The 20262-nt window shown below is 69.8% G+C and carries 15 protein-coding genes; 10 read left to right on the top strand and 5 right to left on the bottom strand.

From position 1 onward, the window contains the following. Positions 1 to 1015: 1015 nt before the first annotated feature. Positions 1016 to 2167 carry a threonine synthase gene (locus ABN611_RS24200; RefSeq protein WP_350274515.1) on the bottom strand — a complete coding sequence of 384 codons (1152 nt, stop codon included), beginning with the start codon at positions 2165 to 2167 and terminating at the stop codon, positions 1016 to 1018. Positions 2168 to 2261: 94 nt separating this feature from the next. After that, positions 2262 to 2828: a winged helix-turn-helix domain-containing protein gene (locus tag ABN611_RS24195; RefSeq protein WP_350274514.1), complete on the bottom strand. Its 567-nt coding sequence runs from the start codon at positions 2826 to 2828 to the stop codon at positions 2262 to 2264. A gap of 294 nt (positions 2829 to 3122) precedes the next feature. Here ABN611_RS24195 and ABN611_RS24190 point away from each other — a divergent pair, with 294 nt between their 5' ends. Continuing rightward, positions 3123 to 7493: a S8 family serine peptidase gene (locus tag ABN611_RS24190; protein WP_350274513.1), complete on the top strand. Its 4371-nt coding sequence runs from the start codon at positions 3123 to 3125 to the stop codon at positions 7491 to 7493. A gap of 72 nt (positions 7494 to 7565) precedes the next feature. Here the strand turns inward: ABN611_RS24190 and ABN611_RS24185 are convergent, their stop codons facing one another. Next, positions 7566 to 8114, bottom strand: coding sequence for a winged helix-turn-helix domain-containing protein (locus tag ABN611_RS24185; RefSeq protein WP_350274512.1), 549 nt, complete (start codon positions 8112 to 8114; stop codon positions 7566 to 7568). 226 nt (positions 8115 to 8340) lie between these two features. On the opposite strand from ABN611_RS24185, the gene ABN611_RS24180 reads away from it, so the two are divergent. Continuing rightward, positions 8341 to 9444 (top strand): OmpA family protein, encoded by a 1104-nt coding sequence (locus ABN611_RS24180; protein WP_350274511.1) that lies wholly within the window; start codon positions 8341 to 8343, stop codon positions 9442 to 9444. 15 nt (positions 9445 to 9459) lie between these two features. On the opposite strand, the gene ABN611_RS24175 is transcribed toward ABN611_RS24180, so the two are convergent. Beyond that, positions 9460 to 10989, bottom strand: a complete 1530-nt coding sequence (locus ABN611_RS24175) for a glycosyltransferase family 39 protein (RefSeq protein ID WP_350274510.1) — start codon at positions 10987 to 10989, stop codon at positions 9460 to 9462. Between the two features lie 228 nt (positions 10990 to 11217). Here ABN611_RS24175 and ABN611_RS24170 point away from each other — a divergent pair, with 228 nt between their 5' ends. The 8 genes from ABN611_RS24170 (at position 11218) to ABN611_RS24135 (ending at position 19385) form a co-directional block, all read left to right on the top strand. Beyond that, positions 11218 to 11769, top strand: a complete 552-nt coding sequence (locus tag ABN611_RS24170; RefSeq protein WP_350274509.1) for a hypothetical protein — start codon at positions 11218 to 11220, stop codon at positions 11767 to 11769. A gap of 137 nt (positions 11770 to 11906) precedes the next feature. Continuing rightward, positions 11907 to 12119, top strand: a complete 213-nt coding sequence (locus ABN611_RS24165) for a hypothetical protein (RefSeq protein ID WP_350274508.1) — start codon at positions 11907 to 11909, stop codon at positions 12117 to 12119. Continuing rightward, entirely contained in the window at positions 12119 to 12463 is a 345-nt protein-coding gene (locus ABN611_RS24160) for a type II toxin-antitoxin system HicA family toxin (RefSeq protein ID WP_350274507.1), read from the top strand. The genes ABN611_RS24165 and ABN611_RS24160 overlap by 1 nt, the downstream gene beginning before the upstream one ends. 116 nt (positions 12464 to 12579) lie before the next feature. After that, on the top strand, positions 12580 to 12777 hold the full coding sequence (locus ABN611_RS24155) for a hypothetical protein (protein WP_350274506.1): 198 nt from the start codon (positions 12580 to 12582) through the stop codon (positions 12775 to 12777). Between the two features lie 357 nt (positions 12778 to 13134). Further along, the gene (gene treS, locus ABN611_RS24150) at positions 13135 to 14847 is read left to right on the top strand and encodes a maltose alpha-D-glucosyltransferase (protein ID WP_350281673.1); all 1713 of its coding nucleotides are present in this window, start codon (positions 13135 to 13137) and stop codon (positions 14845 to 14847) included. Continuing rightward, positions 14848 to 16260 (top strand): aminoglycoside phosphotransferase, encoded by a 1413-nt coding sequence (locus ABN611_RS24145; protein ID WP_350274505.1) that lies wholly within the window; start codon positions 14848 to 14850, stop codon positions 16258 to 16260. A gap of 13 nt (positions 16261 to 16273) precedes the next feature. Continuing rightward, a complete protein-coding gene (gene glgB, locus ABN611_RS24140) occupies positions 16274 to 18502 on the top strand; it encodes a 1,4-alpha-glucan branching protein GlgB (RefSeq protein ID WP_350274504.1) in 2229 nt (742 codons plus the stop codon). 10 nt (positions 18503 to 18512) lie between these two features. Next, a complete protein-coding gene (locus tag ABN611_RS24135) occupies positions 18513 to 19385 on the top strand; it encodes a GNAT family N-acetyltransferase (protein ID WP_350274503.1) in 873 nt (290 codons plus the stop codon). Here the strand turns inward: ABN611_RS24135 and ABN611_RS24130 are convergent. Beyond that, positions 19375 to 20190, bottom strand: coding sequence for a phosphotransferase (locus tag ABN611_RS24130; protein WP_350274502.1), 816 nt, complete (start codon positions 20188 to 20190; stop codon positions 19375 to 19377). The two genes, ABN611_RS24135 and ABN611_RS24130, sit on opposite strands and share 11 nt — an antisense overlap. Positions 20191 to 20262 lie beyond the last annotated feature (72 nt).

Below are 20262 nucleotides of genomic sequence, written 5' to 3'. Positions count from 1 at the left end.
TTGCAAGGACTTTGGAAGATTGAGGGTTTCCGCAGGGTCGACCCTGCGGAAAACCGCACCTGTGACCGGACTTCTGATTGTTGCTGATAGCAATGATCAGTCAGTGGGAATGTCCTGCTGGGCGATTCAACGGGTGGCGATGGTCGGAGGCCCTGGCCTGGTCGGGACGCGTCGCGTTGGTGCGGAGGGAGCTGGTTGGCGGGCGGTCGCGTGGCCGGCGGAGCGTCCCCAGCCTGCGCCCGGCTGTCGTGTTGGCTCGGAGACGGTGGCCGTCATGTATGTGACAGCGTGGCGCCAAGCGGCATCTGCTGGGCGGTGCGGTGTGTGGCGTGAGGCGGACAGGACGCGGTCGACCGCTGCATCTCGGCGTACGGTGCACTGCTTACGTGGTGCTCGCAGTACACACCGAGCCTCGGCCCAGCCGATCAGTTCGTGGCGACGCCAGCTGTGATGGAGGGCGGCAGGTCTGGTTTGGATGACGGTTGGTCGGTGGATGCCGCGAGCTCGAGCCTGGCGGTGTTGCCGGCCCGACGGCGTTGCCGGCCGCCCGACGGCGTTGCCGGCCCGACGGCCGTGCAAGACCCCGGCAATGTGCCCAGCCGGGGCTGCTGGTCTCCGACGGCTGGGCCTTGAGAGCCAACGACCTGGCCCGGCGCGACGCCCACCCAGCTAGGTCCGCCACCAGCCGCACTCCGCCACCAACCAGCTCCCGTCCACACCAACCTCCCCCCACCCGACCTGCTTGGGCGGTGTTGGCAGTCTGGTGGTGTTGTCCGGCCGCTGGGCGTGCTCGACCTCGGCAATATCTCCAGCCGGGGCTGTTGGTCGCCGATGGCGCGCCCCACCCAGGTAGGTCCGCCGAGGTGCAGACCGGATGGCCGGTTGTCACGTTCGCCGTGGCGGGACGCGGAACAGTTAGCCGGGGATCGCGCAGGCCGGTGTGGGTACGGAGTACGACAAGATCGTCGCTGACGCCGGCCTTGCGGCGAAGCTGCGGCCGTTCGTGCTCGGCTCGTTAGAGCGGGATGGTTTCCGGGTATTTCAGGCCCGCGCCGGTGTTCAGGGCAACTATCTGGTCGTCCGCGTCGATCCATCCGGACTCGCGCAACTGGCGGATTGCGGTGAAGTTGGCGGCGCCTTCGGGGGAGATGAACGTGCCTTCCCGGCGGGCGGCCAGGTGTTGCTCGGCGAGGATGTCGGCGTCGTCGACGGCGACAGCGCAGCCGTTGGTTTCCGCGATTGCTTGCAGGACCAGGAAGTCGCCTAGTGCCTTCGGGACGGTGAGGCCGAAGGCGACAGTTTTCGCGGCGGGCCAGGGTTCGCTCTCCGGCAGGCCCTGTTCCCAGGCGCGGACGATCGGGGCGCAGCCGGTGGACTGTACGGCGACCAGGCGCGGCAAGGGTCCGGAGATCCAGCCGAGGTCGCGGAGTTCGGTCAACGCCTTCCAGATGCCGATGATGCCGACGCCGCCGCCGGTCGGATAGACGATCACGTCGGGCAGGTTCCAGTCGAGTTGTTCCGCGATCTCCAGGCCCATCGTCTTCTTGCCTTCGATGCGGTACGGCTCCTTCAAGGTCGACGCGTCGAAGTACCCGGGCTGTTCCCGGACGTACGCCGCCGCGTCCCCGATCAGCCCGTCGATCAGCTCCAGGCGCGCGCCGACCGCGGTCACCTCCCGCCGGCAGATCTCCGGCGCGGCGAGCGGCATTGCGATCAGCGCCTCCATCCCGGCGCGCGCGGCGTACGCGGCCCACGCGGACCCGGCGTTGCCGTTCGTCGGCATCGCGATCTTCCGGACGCCGAGTTCGTACGCACGGGACACCCCGACGGCGGCGCCCCGGGCCTTGAACGTGCCGGTCGGGATCAGGCTCTCGTCCTTCATCAGCAAGCGGTCGAGGCCGAGCGCGGCGCCGTACCGCGGCAACGGCAGCAGCGGGGTCATCCCCTCCCCCAGCGTCACCACGTTGTCCGGCGAGCGCACCGGCAGCAGCTCGTGGTACCGCCAGAGGTCCGGTGCCCGCGCGGCCAGGTCTTCCTTGGCCAGAGCCGGTACGTCGTACCGCGCCAGCAGCGGGGATCCACACAGGCAGAGGCCGATGATCCGGTCGGCGTCGTGGGTCGCGCCGCAGCGCGGGCACTCGAGATGACTCAGCGCGGAGAAGGTCACGCCCGGCGACGTTACCCCGCGCGGTCACCCCGGCGCGCTCATCCCGGTGTTCTCACCCCCGCGCGCTCACCCCGGCGCGGTCATCCCCGCGCAGTTACCCCGCGCGCAGATCGGTGATCAGCGGGCGTTGGTGATCGGTGAGCCGGAACCCGATGCCGCGGACCGCGTCGATGGTGACCGTCGTGCCGAGGTCGTCGAGCTTGCGGCGCAGGCGTTTCACGACCGAGTGCACGTCGCCGGTGCCGCGGACGCTGCGGTCGCGCCATACGGTCTGGTGCAGGGCGTCGTACGACCAGACCCGCAGCGGCACGGACATCAGGCAGCTCAGTAGCTCCTGCTCGAGCTCGGTCAGCTGGGTCTCGTCGTCCCGCCAGCGGGCGACCGAACGCTCCCGGTCGATGGTCAGCATGCCGTCACCGGTCGCATCGACCGCAGTCGCCGGCGGGTCAGGCGTCCCGGCCTCCATGGCCGGCGGTGGCGGCTGCGCGGGCGCCAGCAGCTTGCGCAGCTCGTCGAGGCTGGAGACCAGCAGCAGCGGCGCGACGTCGTCGACGAGTTCGGCGAGCCGGACGCGTTGCTCGGGCGAGGCCGCGACGGCGATCAGTAGGGGAAACGTCTTCAGATCGGCGTCCGCAGGGGCGGGTTCACGGGCGGTGACCATCTGATCACGATGTCAATCGTTGCCCCGGATCGTCAACGAACTGCCAAGGTTTGCCTAACTTGCTCAGTTCGGCGCAACACGTAGTCACACATTGCTCACGAAGTGTGCTTGTTACCACGTTGTTCTGACACATATCGTCCACGTCAGGCTTGCGGTGTCACATGCCGCAGCCCGGGGGGCACGCACTGTGAGCCCTCCTGCAGCAGATGACTCGGGGGAGTCGACTCGGGGTCTTTCAAGTGAGGGGCTGCAGAGATGTCACATCAACGACGAAGGGGACTCGCCAGATCACTGGTGGGTGCCCTGGCGACGGTGGCCGTGCTGGCGACCGGGATGGCCGCCGCCGGCCAGGCCCAAGCGTCAGCGCCTACCAAGCCCGAGGCCACCCCGGCCTCGAAGATCAAGCCTGACCTGCTGGCGAAGCTCGACGGCAAGGACGCCAAGCCCGCGACGGACTACTGGGTCCGGTTCGCGGCGAAGGCCGACCTGACCGCCGCCAGCCGGATCACGAACTGGAACGAGCGCGGTACGGCGGTCGCCGCCGCGCTGAAGAAGGCCGCCGCGGACAGCCAGGCGAAGGTCCGCGCCGAACTGGACGCGCAGCACGTCAAGTACAAGTCCTTCTGGGGCACGAACGCGATCCGCATCGAGAGCGGTTCGCTCCAGCTCGCCCAGAACCTGGCCGCGCACACCGAGGTCGAGGGCCTGTACGCGCCGCTCCAGATCGAGGTGCCGAAGGTCACGCCCGGCCAGCAGGAGCGGGCCGTCCAGGCGGTCGAGTGGGGTATCGCGAACATCAAGGCGAACCAGGTCTGGTCGCAGTACGGCGACAAGGGCGAGGGCATCGTCATCGCGAACATCGACACCGGCGTGCAGTACGACCACCCGGCGCTGGTGAACCAGTACCGCGGCAACAACGGTGACGGCACCTTCGACCACAACTACAACTGGTTCGACGCGGCCGGCACCTCGCCGAGCGCACCGGCCGACGGCAACGGTCACGGCACCCACACGATGGGCACGATGGCCGGCGACGACGGTGCGGGCAACCAGATCGGGGTCGCGCCGGGCGCGAAGTGGATCGCCGCGAACGGCTGCTGCCCGAGCGACGCCGCGCTGATCGAGTCCGGCCAGTGGATGCTGGAGCCGACCGACCTCCAAGGCCAGAACCCGGACGCGAGCAAGCGGCCGAACATCGTGAACAACTCGTGGGGCTCGACGCTGCCGTCGAACGACCCGTTCATGGAGGACATCACCAACGCCTGGAAGCAGTCGGGCATCTTCGGTGCGTTCGCGAACGGCAACAGCGGTGAGCTGGGCTGCAACAGCAGCGGCTCGCCGGGCAGCCTGACCAGCAATTACTCGGCCGGCGCCTACGACATCAACAACAACATCGCGTCGTTCTCCGGCCGCGGTGTGGGCCAGAACGGCACCATCAAGCCGAACATCTCGGCCCCCGGTGTGAACGTCCGGTCCAGCCTGCCGGGCAGCAGCTACGGAGCCTTCAACGGTACGTCGATGGCGACGCCGCACCTGGCCGCCGCCGTCGCGCTGCTGTGGGCCGCCTCGCCGGCGCTGAAGGACGACGTCGACGCCACCCGGGCGCTGCTGAACCAGACCGCGATCGACGCGCCGAACAGCCAGTGCGGCGGCACCGACGCGAACAACAACGTGTTCGGCCAGGGCCGCCTGGACGCGCTGGCGCTGCTGAACGCGGCGCCGATCGGTGACACCGGCACGCTGACCGGCACGGTCACCGCCGCCACCGGTGGCGCCGCCCTCGCGGGTGCGAGCGTGACGGTCCAGGCCGAGGGCCAGCCGACCAAGACGCTGACCACCGGCAGCAACGGCACGTTCTCGTCCGTGCTCACGGCCGGCGAGTACACGCTGACGGTCGCGTCCTTCGGGTACAAGACCCAGACCGCCACCGCCACCATCACCACCGGCCAGACCACCACCAAGAGCTTCGCCCTGGAGAGCACTCCGCAGGTGAGCGTCGGCGGCACCGTCTCGGACGGCTCCGGCCACGGCTGGCCGTTGTACGCGAAGGTGTCGGTCGAGGGTCCGGGCGGCGTGTTCGACTACACGACCCCGAGCAACGGCCGGTACAGCCTGAAGGTCCCGTCGGGTGCGGCGTACTCGCTCAAGGTCGAGACGGCGTACGCCGGGTACAAGACGGTCAGCGAGCCGATCACGGTGGGCAACGGCAACCTGACGAAGAACATCGCGGTCCCGGTCGACACCACCGCCTGCACCACCGCGCCCGGGTACAAGTGGGGCTCGGACGGCGTCTACGAGACCTTCGACGCGAAGGCCGCGCCGAACGGCTGGACCGTCGTCGACAACAAGGGCAACGGCCAGGTCTGGAAGTTCGACAATCCCGGCAACCGCGGCAACCTGGCCGGCGGCAGCGGCAACTTCGCGATCATCGACTCCGACAAGTACGGCAGCGGTGGCTCGCAGGACACGTCGCTGGTCAGCCCGGTCGTGGACCTGAGCTCGGTCACCGCTCCGGTGATCCGGTTCAACCAGGACTTCAACTACCTGGGCAGCGAGAAGGCCGACGTCGACCTGTCGATCGACGGTGGCGCGACCTGGAGCAACGTGCTCACCCAGTCGGCCGACGTCCGCGGCGTCAAGGAGATCGCGATCCCGCAGGCGGCCGGCCAGTCCGCGGTGCAGGTGCGGTTCCACTACTACAACGCGTCGTACGAATGGTGGTGGCAGGTCGACAACGTGCTCGTCGGCAGCCAGGTCACCTGTGAGCCGACCGGCGGCGGCATCGTCGTCGGCAACGTCAAGGACGCCAACACCAACGGCTTCGTGAACGGCGCCGTCGTCACCCGTGACGGCAGCAGCGAGTCCGCGACGACGGTGGCGACGCCCGAGGACACCGCTCTGAACGACGGCTTCTACTGGCTGTACTCGTCGGCCGACGGCGACCAGGGCTTCACGGCCAAGGCCGGCAACTACGTCAGCGCGACCGCGACCGTCCCGGTCGAGGCCGACTGGACCACCACCGCCGACTACAGCCTGAAGGCCGGTCAGCTGGCCGTCACGCCGGGCGCCGTCAGCGGCAACCTGAAGCTGCCGACCGGCAAGGTGACGAAGTCGTTCACGGTCACCAACACCGGCGGCGCGGACGTCGAGGTGAAGTTCGGCGAGAAGGACAACGGTTTCGTCCTGCAGAACGCGAACGGCACCAAGACCACCAAGGCCCAGGTGGAGAACAGCCCCGGCGCCCCGCTGCAGCGGCTCGCCGTGGACACCTCGTTCGCCCGGATGCTGACCGGCAAGACGGGCTCGTCGCCCGCCGCCGCGAAGCCGATGGCGGCGCCGTGGACCGACATCGCCGACTACCCGTCGACCGTGATGGACAACCGGGTGGTCAACCTCGACGGCAAGATCTACTCGATTGCCGGTGGCAACGGTAGCGCGTCGACCGGGAACAGCTACGTGTACGACCCGGCGTCGCTCGCCTGGACCGCGATCGCCCCGCTGCCGGGCGCCCGCAACGCGATCACCGTCGGCGCCGTCGACGGCAAGATCGTCGCCAGCTCCGGCTGGGGATCGTCCGGCCCGGCGCCGGAGACCTGGTCCTACGACCCGGCCGCCAACGCCTGGACCGCAGTGGCCGCCAACCCGGCCCCGCGGGCCGCCGCCGGTCAGGCCGTGCTCGACGGCAAGCTGTACGCCGTCGGCGGCTGCACCACCTCCAGCTGCACGCCGATGAGCAACACGGTGGTCCGGTACGACCCGGCCGCCAACGCGTGGGAGACGCTGGCGAACTACCCGAAGTCGGTCGCGTTCGCGTCCTGCGGCGCCATCGACGGCCTGCTGTACTGCGCCGGCGGCAACGACGGCGCGACCTCGCAGAAGGCGGCGTACGTCTACGACCCGAGTGCGGACTCGTGGACGGCGATCGCCGACGCGCCGGCCGACCACTGGGCGGCGTCGTACGCCGTCGCCGGCGGGAAGCTGCACGTCGTTGGCGGTGTCCAGGCGGGCGCGGTGACCAACGCCGGCTTCGCCTACGACCCGGCCGCGCAGGCCTGGTCCGCGCTGCCGAACGCCAACCTGCCGCGGTACCGCGGTGGTGCGGCGTGCGGCTTCTACAAGGTCGGCGGCTCGTCCGGCGGCTTCACGGCGACCGTGGACAGCGAGGCCCTGCCGGGTCTCGAGGACTGCTCCGAGTCGTCGGCGGACGTCAGCTGGCTGTCGATCGACAAGACCGAGGCCACGCTGGCCCCGGGACAGTCGACGACCGTCAAGGTCACGCTCACCGCGAGCGTCGACCAGCCCGGCGCCTACAGCGGCGCCGTGACGATCCGCGAGAACACCCCCTACTCGGTCGCACCGGTCGGCGTGACGATGAACGTCACCCCGCCGACCACCTGGAGCAAGCTGCAGGGCACGGTCACGGGCGTCAGCTCGTCCGGCGCCTCCGCCGCCCTCCCGGGCGCGATCGTGCAGGTGGACTCGTGGGCGCAGTCCTACACCTTCATCACCGACAAGGACGGCGGCTACGCCTACTGGCTCGACCGCCGCAACAACCCGCTCACGCTGATCGCCGCGAAGGACGGCTACAAGCCCCAGACCCGTACGACGAGACTCCTGGCCGGTGAACCCGTCACCGAGGACTTCGCCCTGAAGTCGATCAGATAGCCAGGTAGCACAGCAGTCGGCCCCCGGACCTCGACGGTCCGGGGGCCGACGTACGCCGCGCCGTGGCCGCCGTCAGGTGGCGGGAAGGAGATGGAAGCCGACGCCGCGGACGGCGTGGATGGTGACGGTGGCGCCCAGGTTGGCGAGTTTCTGGCGGAGGCGCTTGACGACCGAGTGGATGTGCGAGCCGTGGCCGAGGTGTTCGTTGCCCCAGACGGCGTGGTGCAGGCGCTGGTAGGTCCAGACCCGGCCGGGTTCCGCGACCAGGCAGTGCAGGAAGTCGTGTTCGAGCCGGGTCAGCGGCATCTCGCGGTCCTTCCAGCGGACCACCCGGCGGTCGACGTCGAGCGTCAGCTCGGTGACCGGCTCCGGGATCACCTCGCGGACCGCCTTGATCTGCGCAGGTCGCTCGGCGGCGGCCACCACGGTCGGCGCCGGCAACGCCGTACCGGTGGCGCCGGTGAGTTCCAGGAACGCGCGCGCCTGGTCGGCGCTCGACACCAGCAGCAGCGCGTCGGCCTCGCCGAGCAGCCGGGCGAGCTGTACCCGTTCGGCGGTGGACGCGGCCACGCCGATGATCAGCGACGAGTCGGACGGTCCGTCCTGCGACCTACCAGCCATCGACAACACAGCACGCCCCTCCCAGTCGAAACCGGCCCGTCCACAAGTACGGTTCACGGCCCGAACTAAGTCAAGGGATTCCACGCGCGCGGGGCTGGCACAAATGCGTCCTGTCGGAAACAGGACAGGAAAACCTGCGCCGCTCCCCCGGCTGGTGTGCGATCGGCCCGCGCGGCGGAGTAGTCTCCTGGCGCACGGTCACTCTGACCGCATCCACGGAGGAACAGTGCCCGGTCTCGTTCGACGGCCGCTCGTCATCTGGTTGCTCGCGGCCCTCGCAGTCCCTGTGTTGCTGACCGCTGTGCTGATTCCCGCCCGGGCCGGCACCACCGAGGACGACCTCCGCGAGCGCACCGAGGCCGCGCTCAAGGCGCGCGGCATCGAGAGCAGCCAGGTGGACTTCGACGGCCGGGACGCGCGGGTCGTGCTGCCCGCGGGCGCGGACGCGGCCGCCGTGCGGGAGGTCGTCGCCGGTGTGGACGGCGTACGGTCGGTCTCGATCGAGAGCGGTCAAGCGCAGGGCAGTACGCCGACACCGGCGCCGTCTACTGCACCGTCGACGGCGCCGGCCGAGGAGTCCGGCGTACCGGCGTTCGAGGTCGGGCGGACGAACCGGGCGATCCGGGTGCAGGCGCCGGTGCGGAGCCAGACGGTCAAGGACGCGGTCGCCGCCGAGGTGGAGCAGTTGCTCGGCGAGGACCGTGAGTACGACGACCGCACGACGATCGACGCGGCGAACGGGCTGGCCGACGCGAGCACGCTCTCCGCGCTGCTGCGGGCGCTCGCGATCGGGACCGGTGACGCCTCGGTGCGGTACGACGGGACCACGGTGACGCTGTCCGGTCAGGTCCCCGACCAGGCCACCAAGGCGACCGTCGGGCGGGCCGCGGCGAAGGCCGTACCCGGTGCGGTGATCGCCGACGAGCTGGAGCTGCCTGCGCCGGCGAAGACCGCGGTGAGCGAGCCGTGCCGCACGTTCCCGAGCCGGCTCGGCGCGTTCACCCGGCAGTACCCGATCAACTTCCTGTCCGGTACGTCGATCGTCAACGACGCGTCGAAGCCGGCCGTGGTGAAGGCGGCCGCGTTGCTGAAGTCGTGCCCGACGGCGCGCGTCGAGGTCGCCGGGCACACCGACAACCTCGGCTCCACCGCGAGCAGCCTGCCGCTGTCCGAACGGCGGGCCGCCGCGATGAAGGCGGAGCTGGTCCGGCTCGGGGTGCCGGCGGGCCGGATCGTCGCGACCGGGTACGGCGAGTCCTTCCCGATCGCGTCGAACGACACGGGCGCCGGCCGGATCGCCAACCGCCGCGTCGAACTCCGCCCGCGCTGATCACCCGGGCCACGGTCATGCCAGCCGCGTGATCGTCGGCCAGAGCTGTTCCCATGACCGGTCGGGGCCGCGGCACAGCCAGACCGGGCGTTCGGCTTCGGAGTTCCAGATGCCGGCCGCGTTGCCGGTCCGCCCTACCATCGTGAGCGATCGGCACGCGGACCGGGTCCACTCGAGCGGTCGCCCGTCGCGCGGCGCACCCAGCACGATCACGACGTCCGCCTCCTCCGGCGGCCGTCCCCAGCTCGCGTAGGCGTTGTTCCCGCTGTAGACCGCCGGCAGCCCGTACGCCGGTCCGTAGCGTTCGAGCGCGGCCGCCTGGCCGTAGTTCCCGGCCACGATCACAGCACGCGCGCGCTCCTCCTCGGGAAGTCCGTCGTACACACCGGCCACCGTGGCGGTCAGCTCCGGCCAGCCGAACTGTTCGCGCGTCCCGCCGAAGTCGAGCTGCCGGACGAGCGGTACGTCGGCCAGCGCCGCCGCGGGCACCAGCGGCAGACCGGACGCGCCCACCAGCGCCGCCGACCCGGCGAAGACGCCGGCCAGGACGCGCCGACGTACGACGGTGGTGAGCCAGCGGTCCGTCGCGATGGCACCGGCCGCGAGCAGCGCCGGGTAGGCGCCCGCGAGGTAGAACCCGTTGCCACCGAGGACCAGCAGCTCGGCCGCAAGCGCGACGTACGCCACGCCGAACAGTCGGAACGAGTTGGGGCGCAGCAGCCGGACCAGGCCGGCGACCCAGATCGGTACGAGCAGCGGGCTGACCAGGACCAGCTGGAACGGGATGACCCCTAGCCGACCGCCCTGCACGCTCCGGTCCTGGATCGACTCCGCCATCGCCAGTTGCGGGAGACCGTGCGCGAGCTGCCAGGCGAAGTTGGGCGCGGCGATGAGGGTGGCCGCCAGCGCACCTGCGACGAAGTACCTGCTGCGTACGGCGGTGCGTGGCCCGGCGATCAGTACGCCGATGACGAGCGCCAGCGCGAGCAGGCCGAGTAGGGTCTTGTTGAGCAGCCCGACGCCCAGTACGACGCCGAGGATCAGCAGGAGGCGGGGAGCACGGGTGCGGACGTACCTGGCGAGTAGCCAGCTCAGGAGTGCGGCGAAGAAGAAGTCTGTCGTGTTGGTCATCAGCAGGTGCCCCGCCATCAGCACGGCCGCCGAGGTGGCGACGGTCAGGGCGGCGATCACGCGCGCCCGCCGGGTCGCTCCCATTTCCGCGGCGATCAGGATCACGAAGACGACCGAGGCGGTGGCCATGAGCGTGGCCGGGAGGCGCAGGGCCCAGAGAGAGCCAGGTGAGATCGCGTCGCCCAGTACAGCCAGGAGCGGCGTGAGCGGCGGCTGGTCCGGATAGCCCCAGGCGAGGCGCTTCCCGCAGGCCAGGAAGTACAGCTCGTCGCGGTGGTAGCCGTACGCGTTGCTGGTCGCGGCCAGCACCACTAGTACTGCGAGAACCACTGTCGTCTCGGCCCAGTGCCGACGCCACCAGGTGGTGGTTGTCGTCGGGTCGTCGGCAGGTCGTGCCGCTACTGCTGACGTCATGCGATCACCTGATCCCGCCGGAACCCCTGCCGCTGGGGCGAGTGTGTCCGGCGGGTCTATACGCGCGCTGTATCGTGACCGTCGAGACGCGTGGTCCATAGCTTCCGTAGGGGATTCCATGAGTTGGCTGATCGCACAGGTCTGGATCTTGCTCCTGGTCGCGTTCGTCCTCGGCAGCGCAGCCGCCTGGCTGGTGCACCGCCTCCGCCCGGCGAAGGGCGTCCGCTGATGAGCTGGCTGTTACGCGACAACTGGCTGGGCTCGCTGCTCGCCTTCGTCCTCGGCGCAGCCATCACCTGGCACCTCCTCGACCGCCGCCAAACCACAGGCAGAACAGAGCCCGCTCCAGCCACAACGGCAGCACCATCGGCTCCGACCAGCTCCGCGGTACCACCGGCCCCGGCAGCTGCCCCGGCGCCCGACCCCGCTCCCCCGGCCGAGCCGGTGGCGGAGGAGGCGCAGTTCTCGCAGTTGATGGACGTGGAGCCGACGCTGTTCGACCACATGCAGCCGGCGGCGGAGAGCGTCCTGCCCGAGCGGGCCGCCGTACCACCCGGCCGGTACGGCGAGGGCTCGGCCGACGCGGTGCCGCACCAGGGCCCGCCCGACGGGTTCACGATCAAGGGCAACGGGCAGTCGATGCTCTTCCACACCCCGGACTCGCCGTACTACGGCCGCACCAAGCCCGAGGTCTGGTTCCGCACCGAGGCCGACGCCGAGCGCGCCGGTTTCACCAAGTACACCCGCCGCCCACGCAAGTCCGCGAACCCCCGCGACTGACCACGCTCGGCGACGCCCAACCGCGACCGCCGGTTCCGCCCACCGGCTGTCGGTTACACCACGCGACCGACCCCGGCGTCCTGACCCCGGAGCCGACCTACGATCGCGAGAAGTCGACACACATCAGGAGGCGGAAGTTGCAACGCGAGATCACAGTTCCCTTCGTCATTGCCGAGGACACGGTCGACGGCGGCTGGACCGCCTCCGCCGCGCTCACCCCCGACGCGTTCGCCAACGGTGAGGGCGAGACCCGCGAAGAGGCGATCGAGGACCTCAAGGCCGCGCTCGCGCTGCTGGCCGAAGAGGTCGGCGTACCGGAGCAGCTCGTCGTGACTGTCGAGGTGCCGTAATGGCGAAGAAGTTCCGCGACGCCGACAAAGAGCTGAAGAAGGCCGGGTTCACGCCGTCCCGGCAAAAAGGCAGCCACATCACCTACAAGAACGACGACGGCAAGACCGTCACCGTGCCGAAGCACGACGAGATCAAGACCGGCACCTGGAACAGCATCCAGAAGCAGGCCGGTCTGAAGAAGTCGCGGCCGATGCGGACCGAGGACGCGGAGCACGCGCACCGGCTGATGAACGACGGGATGGCGCGGCCGGGGAGCGGCCCAGGGCCCGCGACCGCTCCGCAGGCCCGGCCGGCCGAGCACGGCGGCCGGAGGTCCGAACGCTCGACCGGTATCGGCGACTGAGTTCGGTACCGGCCACGGCCGGGTGAAGTCCGGCGCCGGGCGGCGTACCTCCTGCACGAGCGAGGTACGCCGCCCGGCGCGTTCGAGGAGCGGCAGCGACAGAGCAGGAGGGCGCGGTGGGACCCGAGGAGTCGGAACCGTTGGAGCCGGACCAGGTGTTCACGGCCGAGGAGATGCTCGCGAAACGCGACCCGCGGCGGGGCGTCGCGGACGCCAACGGGGCGGTCAAGCGACGGCCGCGGCTGTGGCGTGGCGGCGGCCGGATCCGCCGGGACCGCGGCGCCGAACGGCAGAACGAGGGACCGCGTCGCTGAGCCGCCGGACCGCGGCGGCAGCGCCGTGGCGAGCCGTCATCGAATCGCAGTGTGGACTGAGCGCGAGCCCTATTTGCTTGTACTGGCAAAGGGCCGCCAGACTTAGCCGAACGCCTTGCGGGACCGTCCGACCGACGGCGTCACCAGATCACCGCACATCACCGGCGATCACCGCGGATCACCGGAGCCGTCCGGTCCACGTGCTGTCCCCCTCCTTTTGAGTACGCCGCAACGGGGTACTCGGGTGCAGTGCCTGACCGGGCGGTCCACACTGGCGCCACGTCGTGGCGTCAGGCTGTAGTCAAGCTGTAGTACCGCTAGGTTTGGAGACACCCGATGGAGGTGAGCGTGACCGACATGCTGCCGGAGCAGCACCACGGACTGACGAAGAGTGACCCGCTGTGGTTCAAGCGGGCCGTCTTCTACGAGGTCCTCGTGCGGTCCTTCAAGGACTCGAACGCCGACGGCATCGGCGACCTGCAGGGTCTGACCGAGAAACTCGACTATCTCGAGTGGCTCGGGGTCGACTGTCTCTGGTTACCGCCGTTCTACCCGTCGCCGCTGCGCGACGGCGGGTACGACATCTCCGACTACACGGGTGTGATGCCCGAGGTCGGCACGATCGCCGACTTCGCCGCGTTCATGGAGGCCGCGCACGCGCGCGGGATCCGGATCATCGTCGACTTCGTGATGAACCACACCTCCGACCAGCACCCCTGGTTCCAGGCGTCCCGCGAGGACCCCGAGGGCCCGTACGGCGACTTCTACGTGTGGTCCGACACCGACGACAAGTACGCCGACGCGCGGATCATCTTCGTCGACACCGAGAGCTCGAACTGGACCTGGGACCCGGTCCGCGGCCAGTACTTCTGGCACCGGTTCTACTCCAACCAGCCGGACCTGAACTTCGAGAACCCGGCTGTCGGCGACGCGATGATCGAGGCGCTGAAGTTCTGGCTCGACCTCGGCGTCGACGGGTTCCGGCTGGACGCCGTGCCGTACCTGTTCGAGACCGACGGCACGAACTGCGAGAACCTGCCGCGCACCCACGAGTTCCTCAAGCGGGTCCGCAAGGAGGTGGACGCGAACTACGAGGACCGCGTCCTGCTCTGCGAGGCGAACCAGTGGCCGGCCGACGTCGTCGAGTACTTCGGCGACCGCGACTCCGGCGGCGACGAGTGCCAGATGGCGTTCCACTTCCCGGTGATGCCGCGCATCTTCATGGGTGTGCGGCGGGAGTCCAGGTTCCCGATCTCGGAGATCCTGGCCCAGACGCCGGAGATCCCGGACACCTGCCAGTGGGGCATCTTCCTGCGCAACCACGACGAGCTGACGCTCGAGATGGTCACCGACGAGGACCGCGACTACATGTGGTCGGAGTACGCGCAGGACCCGCGGATGAAGGCGAACATCGGCATCCGCCGCCGGCTGGCGCCGCTGCTGGACAACGACACCAACAAGATGGAGTTGTTCACCGCGCTGCTGCTCAGCCTGCCGGGCTCCCCGATCCTGTACTACGGCGACGAGATCGGCATGGGCGACAACATCTGGCTGGGCGACCGCGACGGCGTCCGGACCCCGATGCAGTGGTCGCCGGACCGCAACGCCTCGTTCTCCACCGCCACGCCGGGCAAGCTGCACCTCCCGGTGATCATGGACCCGGTCTACGGCTTCCAGGCGGTGAACGTCGAGGCCGAGATGGAGAACGCCTCGTCGCTGCTGCACTGGACCCGGCGGATGATCCAGACCCGCAAGCAGCACCCCTGCTTCGGGATGGGCACCTTCACCGACCTCGGCGGATCGAACCCGAGCGTGCTGTCGTACATCCGGGAGTTCGGCGACGACGTCGTGCTGTGCGTCAACAACCTGTCCCGGTTCCCGCAGCCGATCGAGCTCGACCTGCGGCAATGGCAGGGCGTCGAGCCGATCGAGCTGCTCGGCGGCGTGCACTTCCCGACGATCGGCGAGTTGCCCTACCTTCTGACCCTCGGTGCCCACGGTTTCTACTGGTTCCGGCTGCCGGTCGCGAAGCCGGAGGCCCAGCCGGAAAAGCATGAGGAGAGCATTTAAGTGACTTCCCATCTGGACCAGGTCCAGTCCTTCTGCTCGGGCCAGAGGTGGTTCGGCGAGAAGGGACACGACGTCCACGTGGAAGCGATGGCCACCTCGGTGTGGCTGTCGGACGCGGACGCCTGGCCCGCGGTCCGGATCGGGTTCGTCTATTGTTCGGGCCCGCCCGGGGTGGAGATTCCGATCCGGGTGTACCAGCTGCCGCTCAGCTACCACCGCGCGCCGGTCGAGAACCTCGCCCACGCGCTGGTCGGTGAGTGGGTCGAGCCGGACCTCGGCGACGCCGAGGTCTGGGTGTACGACGCGCTGCACGACAAGGAAGCGACGCCGTACTGGCTGGCCGGGCTCACCCACGGACGGCAGCTGGACGGGCTGGAGTTCCATCCCGTCCACGCCCCCGAGCACTCGCTCCAGGTCCCGGCGGACGCGCAGTCGCTCGTCCTCACCGTGGAGCAGAGCAACACGTCGCTGGTGTTCGACGACGTAGCGCTGCTGAAGGTGTTCCGCCGGCTCGAGCCCGGGAGCAATCCCGGGGTCGAGATCGAGTCGGCGCTCACCGAGGCCGGGTCCGAACTGGTCCCGGAGGTGCTGGGCTCGGCGCGCGGTCGGTGGCCGCGGGCGGGCGGCGGTACCGACAGCGGCGAGCTGGCGATGATGACGGCGTTCCAGAAGAACGCGACCGACGGCTGGTCGTTCGCGACCTCCTCGGTGCGGGACCTGTACGCCGAGGCGGACCTGCACGCCGAGGAGGTCGGCGGTGACTTCGCCGCCGAGTCGCACCGGCTCGGCGCGAGCACGGCGCAGGTGCACTCCGAGCTCGCCAAGGCGCTCGGCACCGACATCTGGGAGCCGGCCAAGCTGGTCGAGCACGCGGACGCGATGCGCCGCCGGCTCACCGCCGCGGCTGCCGCGATCCCGGACCTGCGGCCGTACTCCGACGGGTTGATGCGGGCCTTCGACGCGCTGGCGGCGTACGACCAGCCGGTGACCGTGCAGCGGATCCACGGCGACTTCCACCTCGGTCAGGTACTGCGCACGATCGAGGGCTGGAAGCTGATCGACTTCGAGGGCGAGCCGGCCAAGTCGCTGGTCGAGCGGCGGGCGCTGGACACGCCGGTGAAGGACATCGCCGGGATGCTGCGCTCGTTCGACTACGCGGCCCGGTCGCTGCTGGCCGACCACCAGGGCGACCAGCAGATCGCGTACCGCGCGGCCGAGTGGGCGGACCGCAACCAGCAGGCCTTCTGCGACGGCTACGCCGAGGTCGCCGGCACCGACCCCCGGCAGCAGCGCGTGCTGCTGAACGCGTTCCTCGCCGACAAGGTCATCTACGAGGTCCTCTACGAGGCCCGCAACCGCCCCAGTTGGCTCCCGATCCCCCTGTCCGCAGCAGCCCAGCTGGCCGAGCAGTAGCAGGAGGTTTCCGATGGGCGAGCGTGAACCTTTCGAAGTACCCGCGGCGCCGGTCGAGGAGCCGCCGGTGACGGCGGTGCCGGTGGACCGGACCGTGCTCGACCGGCTGGTCGCCGGGACGTACCACGATCCGCACCACGTGCTCGGGCCGCACCTCGGCGAGCACGGTGTGACGGTGCGCGTGCTGCGGCCGTTCGCGAAGAGCGTCAGCGTGCTGTACGACGGTCAGCGTCTCGACCTGCGGCACGAGCACGACGGTGTCTGGGTCGGCGTCCTCGACACCGACAAGGTCCCGGACTACCGGCTCGAGGTCACCTACACCGACGGCCCGGCGACCGAGGCCGACGACCCGTACCGGTACCTGCCGTCGCTCGGCGAGGTCGACCTGCACCTGATCGGCGAGGGCCGGCACGAGCAGCTGTGGACGGTTCTCGGCGCGCACGTCCGCCGGTACGAGGGCCCCACAGGCGTCGTCACCGGGACGTCGTTCGCGGTCTGGGCGCCGAACGCGCAGGGCATCCGGCTGACCGCCGACTTCAACTTCTGGGACGGCCGCGCGCACCCGATGCGCTCGCTCGGCGGCTCCGGCGTCTGGGAGCTGTTCGTCCCGGGCGTCGGCCCCGGCACCCGGTACAAGTTCGACATCTGCGGCCGCGACGGCGTCTGGCGGCAGAAGGCCGACCCGATGGCGAACCTGGCCGAGACGCCCCCGGCGAACGCATCGGTCGTGCACGAGTCGACGTACGAGTGGGACGACGACGCCTGGATCGAGCGGCGCGCCGTGTCCCAGGCGTACGCCGAGCCGATGAGCGTCTACGAAGTACATCTCGGGTCCTGGCGGAAGGGGAAGAGCTACCGCGAGCTGGCCGACGAGCTCGTTGCCTATGTCAACGAGATGGGCTTCACGCACGTCGAGTTCATGCCGGTGATGGAGCACCCGTTCGGCGGCTCCTGGGGCTACCAGGTCACGTCGTACTTCGCCCCGACCTCCCGGTTCGGCGACCCCGACGACTTCAAGCATCTCGTCGACCGGCTGCACCAGGCCGGGATCGGCGTGATCGTCGACTGGGTGCCCGCGCACTTCCCGAAGGACGCCTGGGCGCTGGCCCGGTTCGACGGTACGCCGCTCTACGAGCACCCGGACCCGCGGCGCGGCGAGCAGCCGGACTGGGGCACGCTGGTGTTCGACTTCGGCCGGCCGCAGGTGCGGAACTTCCTGGTCGCGAACGCGATCTACTGGGCCGAGGAGTTCCACGTCGACGGCCTGCGGGTGGACGCGGTCGCGTCGATGCTCTACCTCGACTACTCGCGGTCCGAGGGCCAGTGGGTCCCGAACCAGTACGGCGGCCGCGAGAACCTGGAGGCCGTCTCGTTCCTGCAGGAGATGAACGCGACGCTCTACAAGCGCGTCCCGGGCGTGATCACGGTCGCCGAGGAGTCGACGTCCTGGCCGGGCGTCACCCGGGCGACGCACCTCGGCGGGCTCGGGTTCGGCTTCAAGTGGAACATGGGCTGGATGAACGACTCGCTGCGCTACCTGGAGCACGAGCCGGTGCACCGCCAGTACCACCACCACGAGCTGACGTTCTCGATGATGTACGCCTACTCCGAGAACTTCGTGCTCCCGCTGTCCCACGACGAGGTCGTGCACGGCAAGGGCTCGCTGCTGCGCAAGATGCCCGGCGACCGCTGGCAGCAGCTGGCGAACCTGCGCGCCTACCTGGCGATGATGTGGGCGCATCCGGGCAAGCAGCTGCTGTTCATGGGCTGCGAGTTCGGCCAGGAGTCGGAGTGGTCGGAGAAGGGCGAGCTGGACTGGTGGCTGCTGGACCACAGCGACCACCGCGGCCTGCAGCAGCTGGTCCGCGACCTGAACCGGGTGTACAAGGACAACCCGGCGTTCTGGCGCACCGACCACGCGGCGGACCGGTTCAGCTGGATCGACGCGAACGACGCCGGCAACAACGTCTTCTCGTTCGTCCGGTACGGCGACGACGACGAGCCGACGGTGGCGTGCATCTCGAACTTCTCGGCGCTGCCGCACCACGGCTACCGCCTCGGCCTGCCGTACGCGGGCCGCTGGGAGGAGGTCGTCAACACCGACGCCGACACGTACGGCGGTTCCGGTGTCGGCAACTACGGCGCCGTGGAGGCCGACGGCCCCGCGTGGCACGGGATGACGAGCAGCGCCGAGCTGTCCGTACCACCCCTGGCCACGGTGTACCTGCGCTTCACCGGGTAGCGTTCATGGCGTGACCGCTCCGCTGACCGATGGTGACCTGACGCTGCGACTCGCGCTGGACGACGCGCTGGTCGTCAGGTTCGAGGTGGAGAACGGGCAGCCGCTCGGCACGGTCGAGATCCGCCGGACCACACCGGGTGTCGGCCTGGTGATGTGGGCGCTGGACGGTGGCGCGGAGCTCGCGCAGCGCGCTCTGCGGCTGCTGAGCGAGTACGCGTTCGACGAGCTCGGCCTGGAGCGGCTGCAGGTCGAGGTGGACGTGGAGCTGCGCTCCTCCGCCCGGGTCGCGATCCGGTCCGGTTTCCGGCGTGAAGGGGTACTGCGCGGGGCCGCGCTGGTGGAGGGCGAGCGCCGCGACGTCGCGGTGTACGGGATGCGCGTGGACGATCCGCGCCCGGACACGGTGACGGGCTGGACCGCCTTGATGGACTCGACGCTGCCGAAGAAGCGCGTGATCGCGCACGTCGTCGTCCGCGACACTCGTGGCCGGGTTTTGCTGTGTCAGGTCAGCTACAAGAAGGACCTGGAGCTGCCGGGCGGTGTCGTCGAGCCGGACGAGGACCCGGCGACGGGCGCGTCCCGCGAGATGGAGGAGGAGCTCGGTACGGCGCTTCCGCTGCTCGGCGTACTGGCGATCGACTGGCTGCCGCGCTGGGAGGGCTGGGGCGACGCGGTCGAGATCCTGTACGACGGCGGTGTCCACGACCCGGCACTGATCGACCGGTTGCAGCCGGACGGGTTCGAGATCCGGGGCGTCTCATGGCACGCGCCGGACGCCCTGGTCGGCCTGGTGTCGCCGCTGAATGCCCGCCGGCTGCCGATGATCCTGGCCGCGCCGGATCAGCTCCACAACCTGAGCAACGGTACGCCGATCATCTCCTGAGCTGGTCGACGCACCACTGGTAGTGGCCGTCGCCGGCGTTCTCGTCGTAGATCGTCGCGGTCACGATCGCGTACGCGTGCCGGTAGAGCCGCATCCGCTCGCGCTCGTGCCCCAGCTGCTCGAACCGGTCCAGCAGCAGGTCGTCCAGCCGCCGCGCGTCCGGCCCGTACATGTCGAAGAACCCCGCCGCCAGCGAGGCCTCGAACGTGCTGTCCCCCGCCGTCGACAGAAAGCCCCAGTCGAGCACAGCAGCCACGCGGGCTCCGTCCATCAGCACGTTCGGCGGGCAGATGTCCCCGTGCACCACACTCAACTCACCGACCTCCAGCTCGCTCAGCGCCTCGAGCACTCCTTCCAACAGTCCAGGGAAGTCGGGCACATCCCGCTCGAAATGAACCTTCGTGGCGACCGCACGCCGCCGTACCAATCCCGCCAGGCTCTCCCCCCAAGCCCCGTCCCAGAACGACTGCCCCACCAGCGGCAACCGCCGACTCGCCGGCCCCGGCCGCGCCGCACGCAACGCCTCCACGACCGTGACGAACGCCTCCAGCGCCTGCTCCTCCGGCAGACCGGCCTCCTGCAGCGGTACGCCGGTCAGCTTGTCCTCGACGCTCACCGCCAGACCGCCCTCCCCCGCACCGATCTCCCGGATCCGCGGGGTCCGGAACGGCAGCTCCGGCACCTCGTCGAGGAACTCCTTCAGCGGCAGCACGTCCTCCGGCCGCCGATCGAACCAGACCTTCCGCACCGTCCCGTCCCCGAGGTCGTAGACGGCCCCTTCCATGCCCTGCCCGATCAGTTCCACGCCCCTAGTCAATCAAGCCGACCGATTCCTTTTCGCCGGGTCCCCGGTCAACACCACCGACAGACCCGCATC

The organism is Kribbella sp. HUAS MG21 (genome assembly GCF_040254265.1).
GTDB lineage: Bacteria > Actinomycetota > Actinomycetes > Propionibacteriales > Kribbellaceae > Kribbella.
The sequence above is the reverse complement of the archived record's forward strand: the minus strand, read 5'-3'. Positions and strand labels throughout refer to the sequence as shown.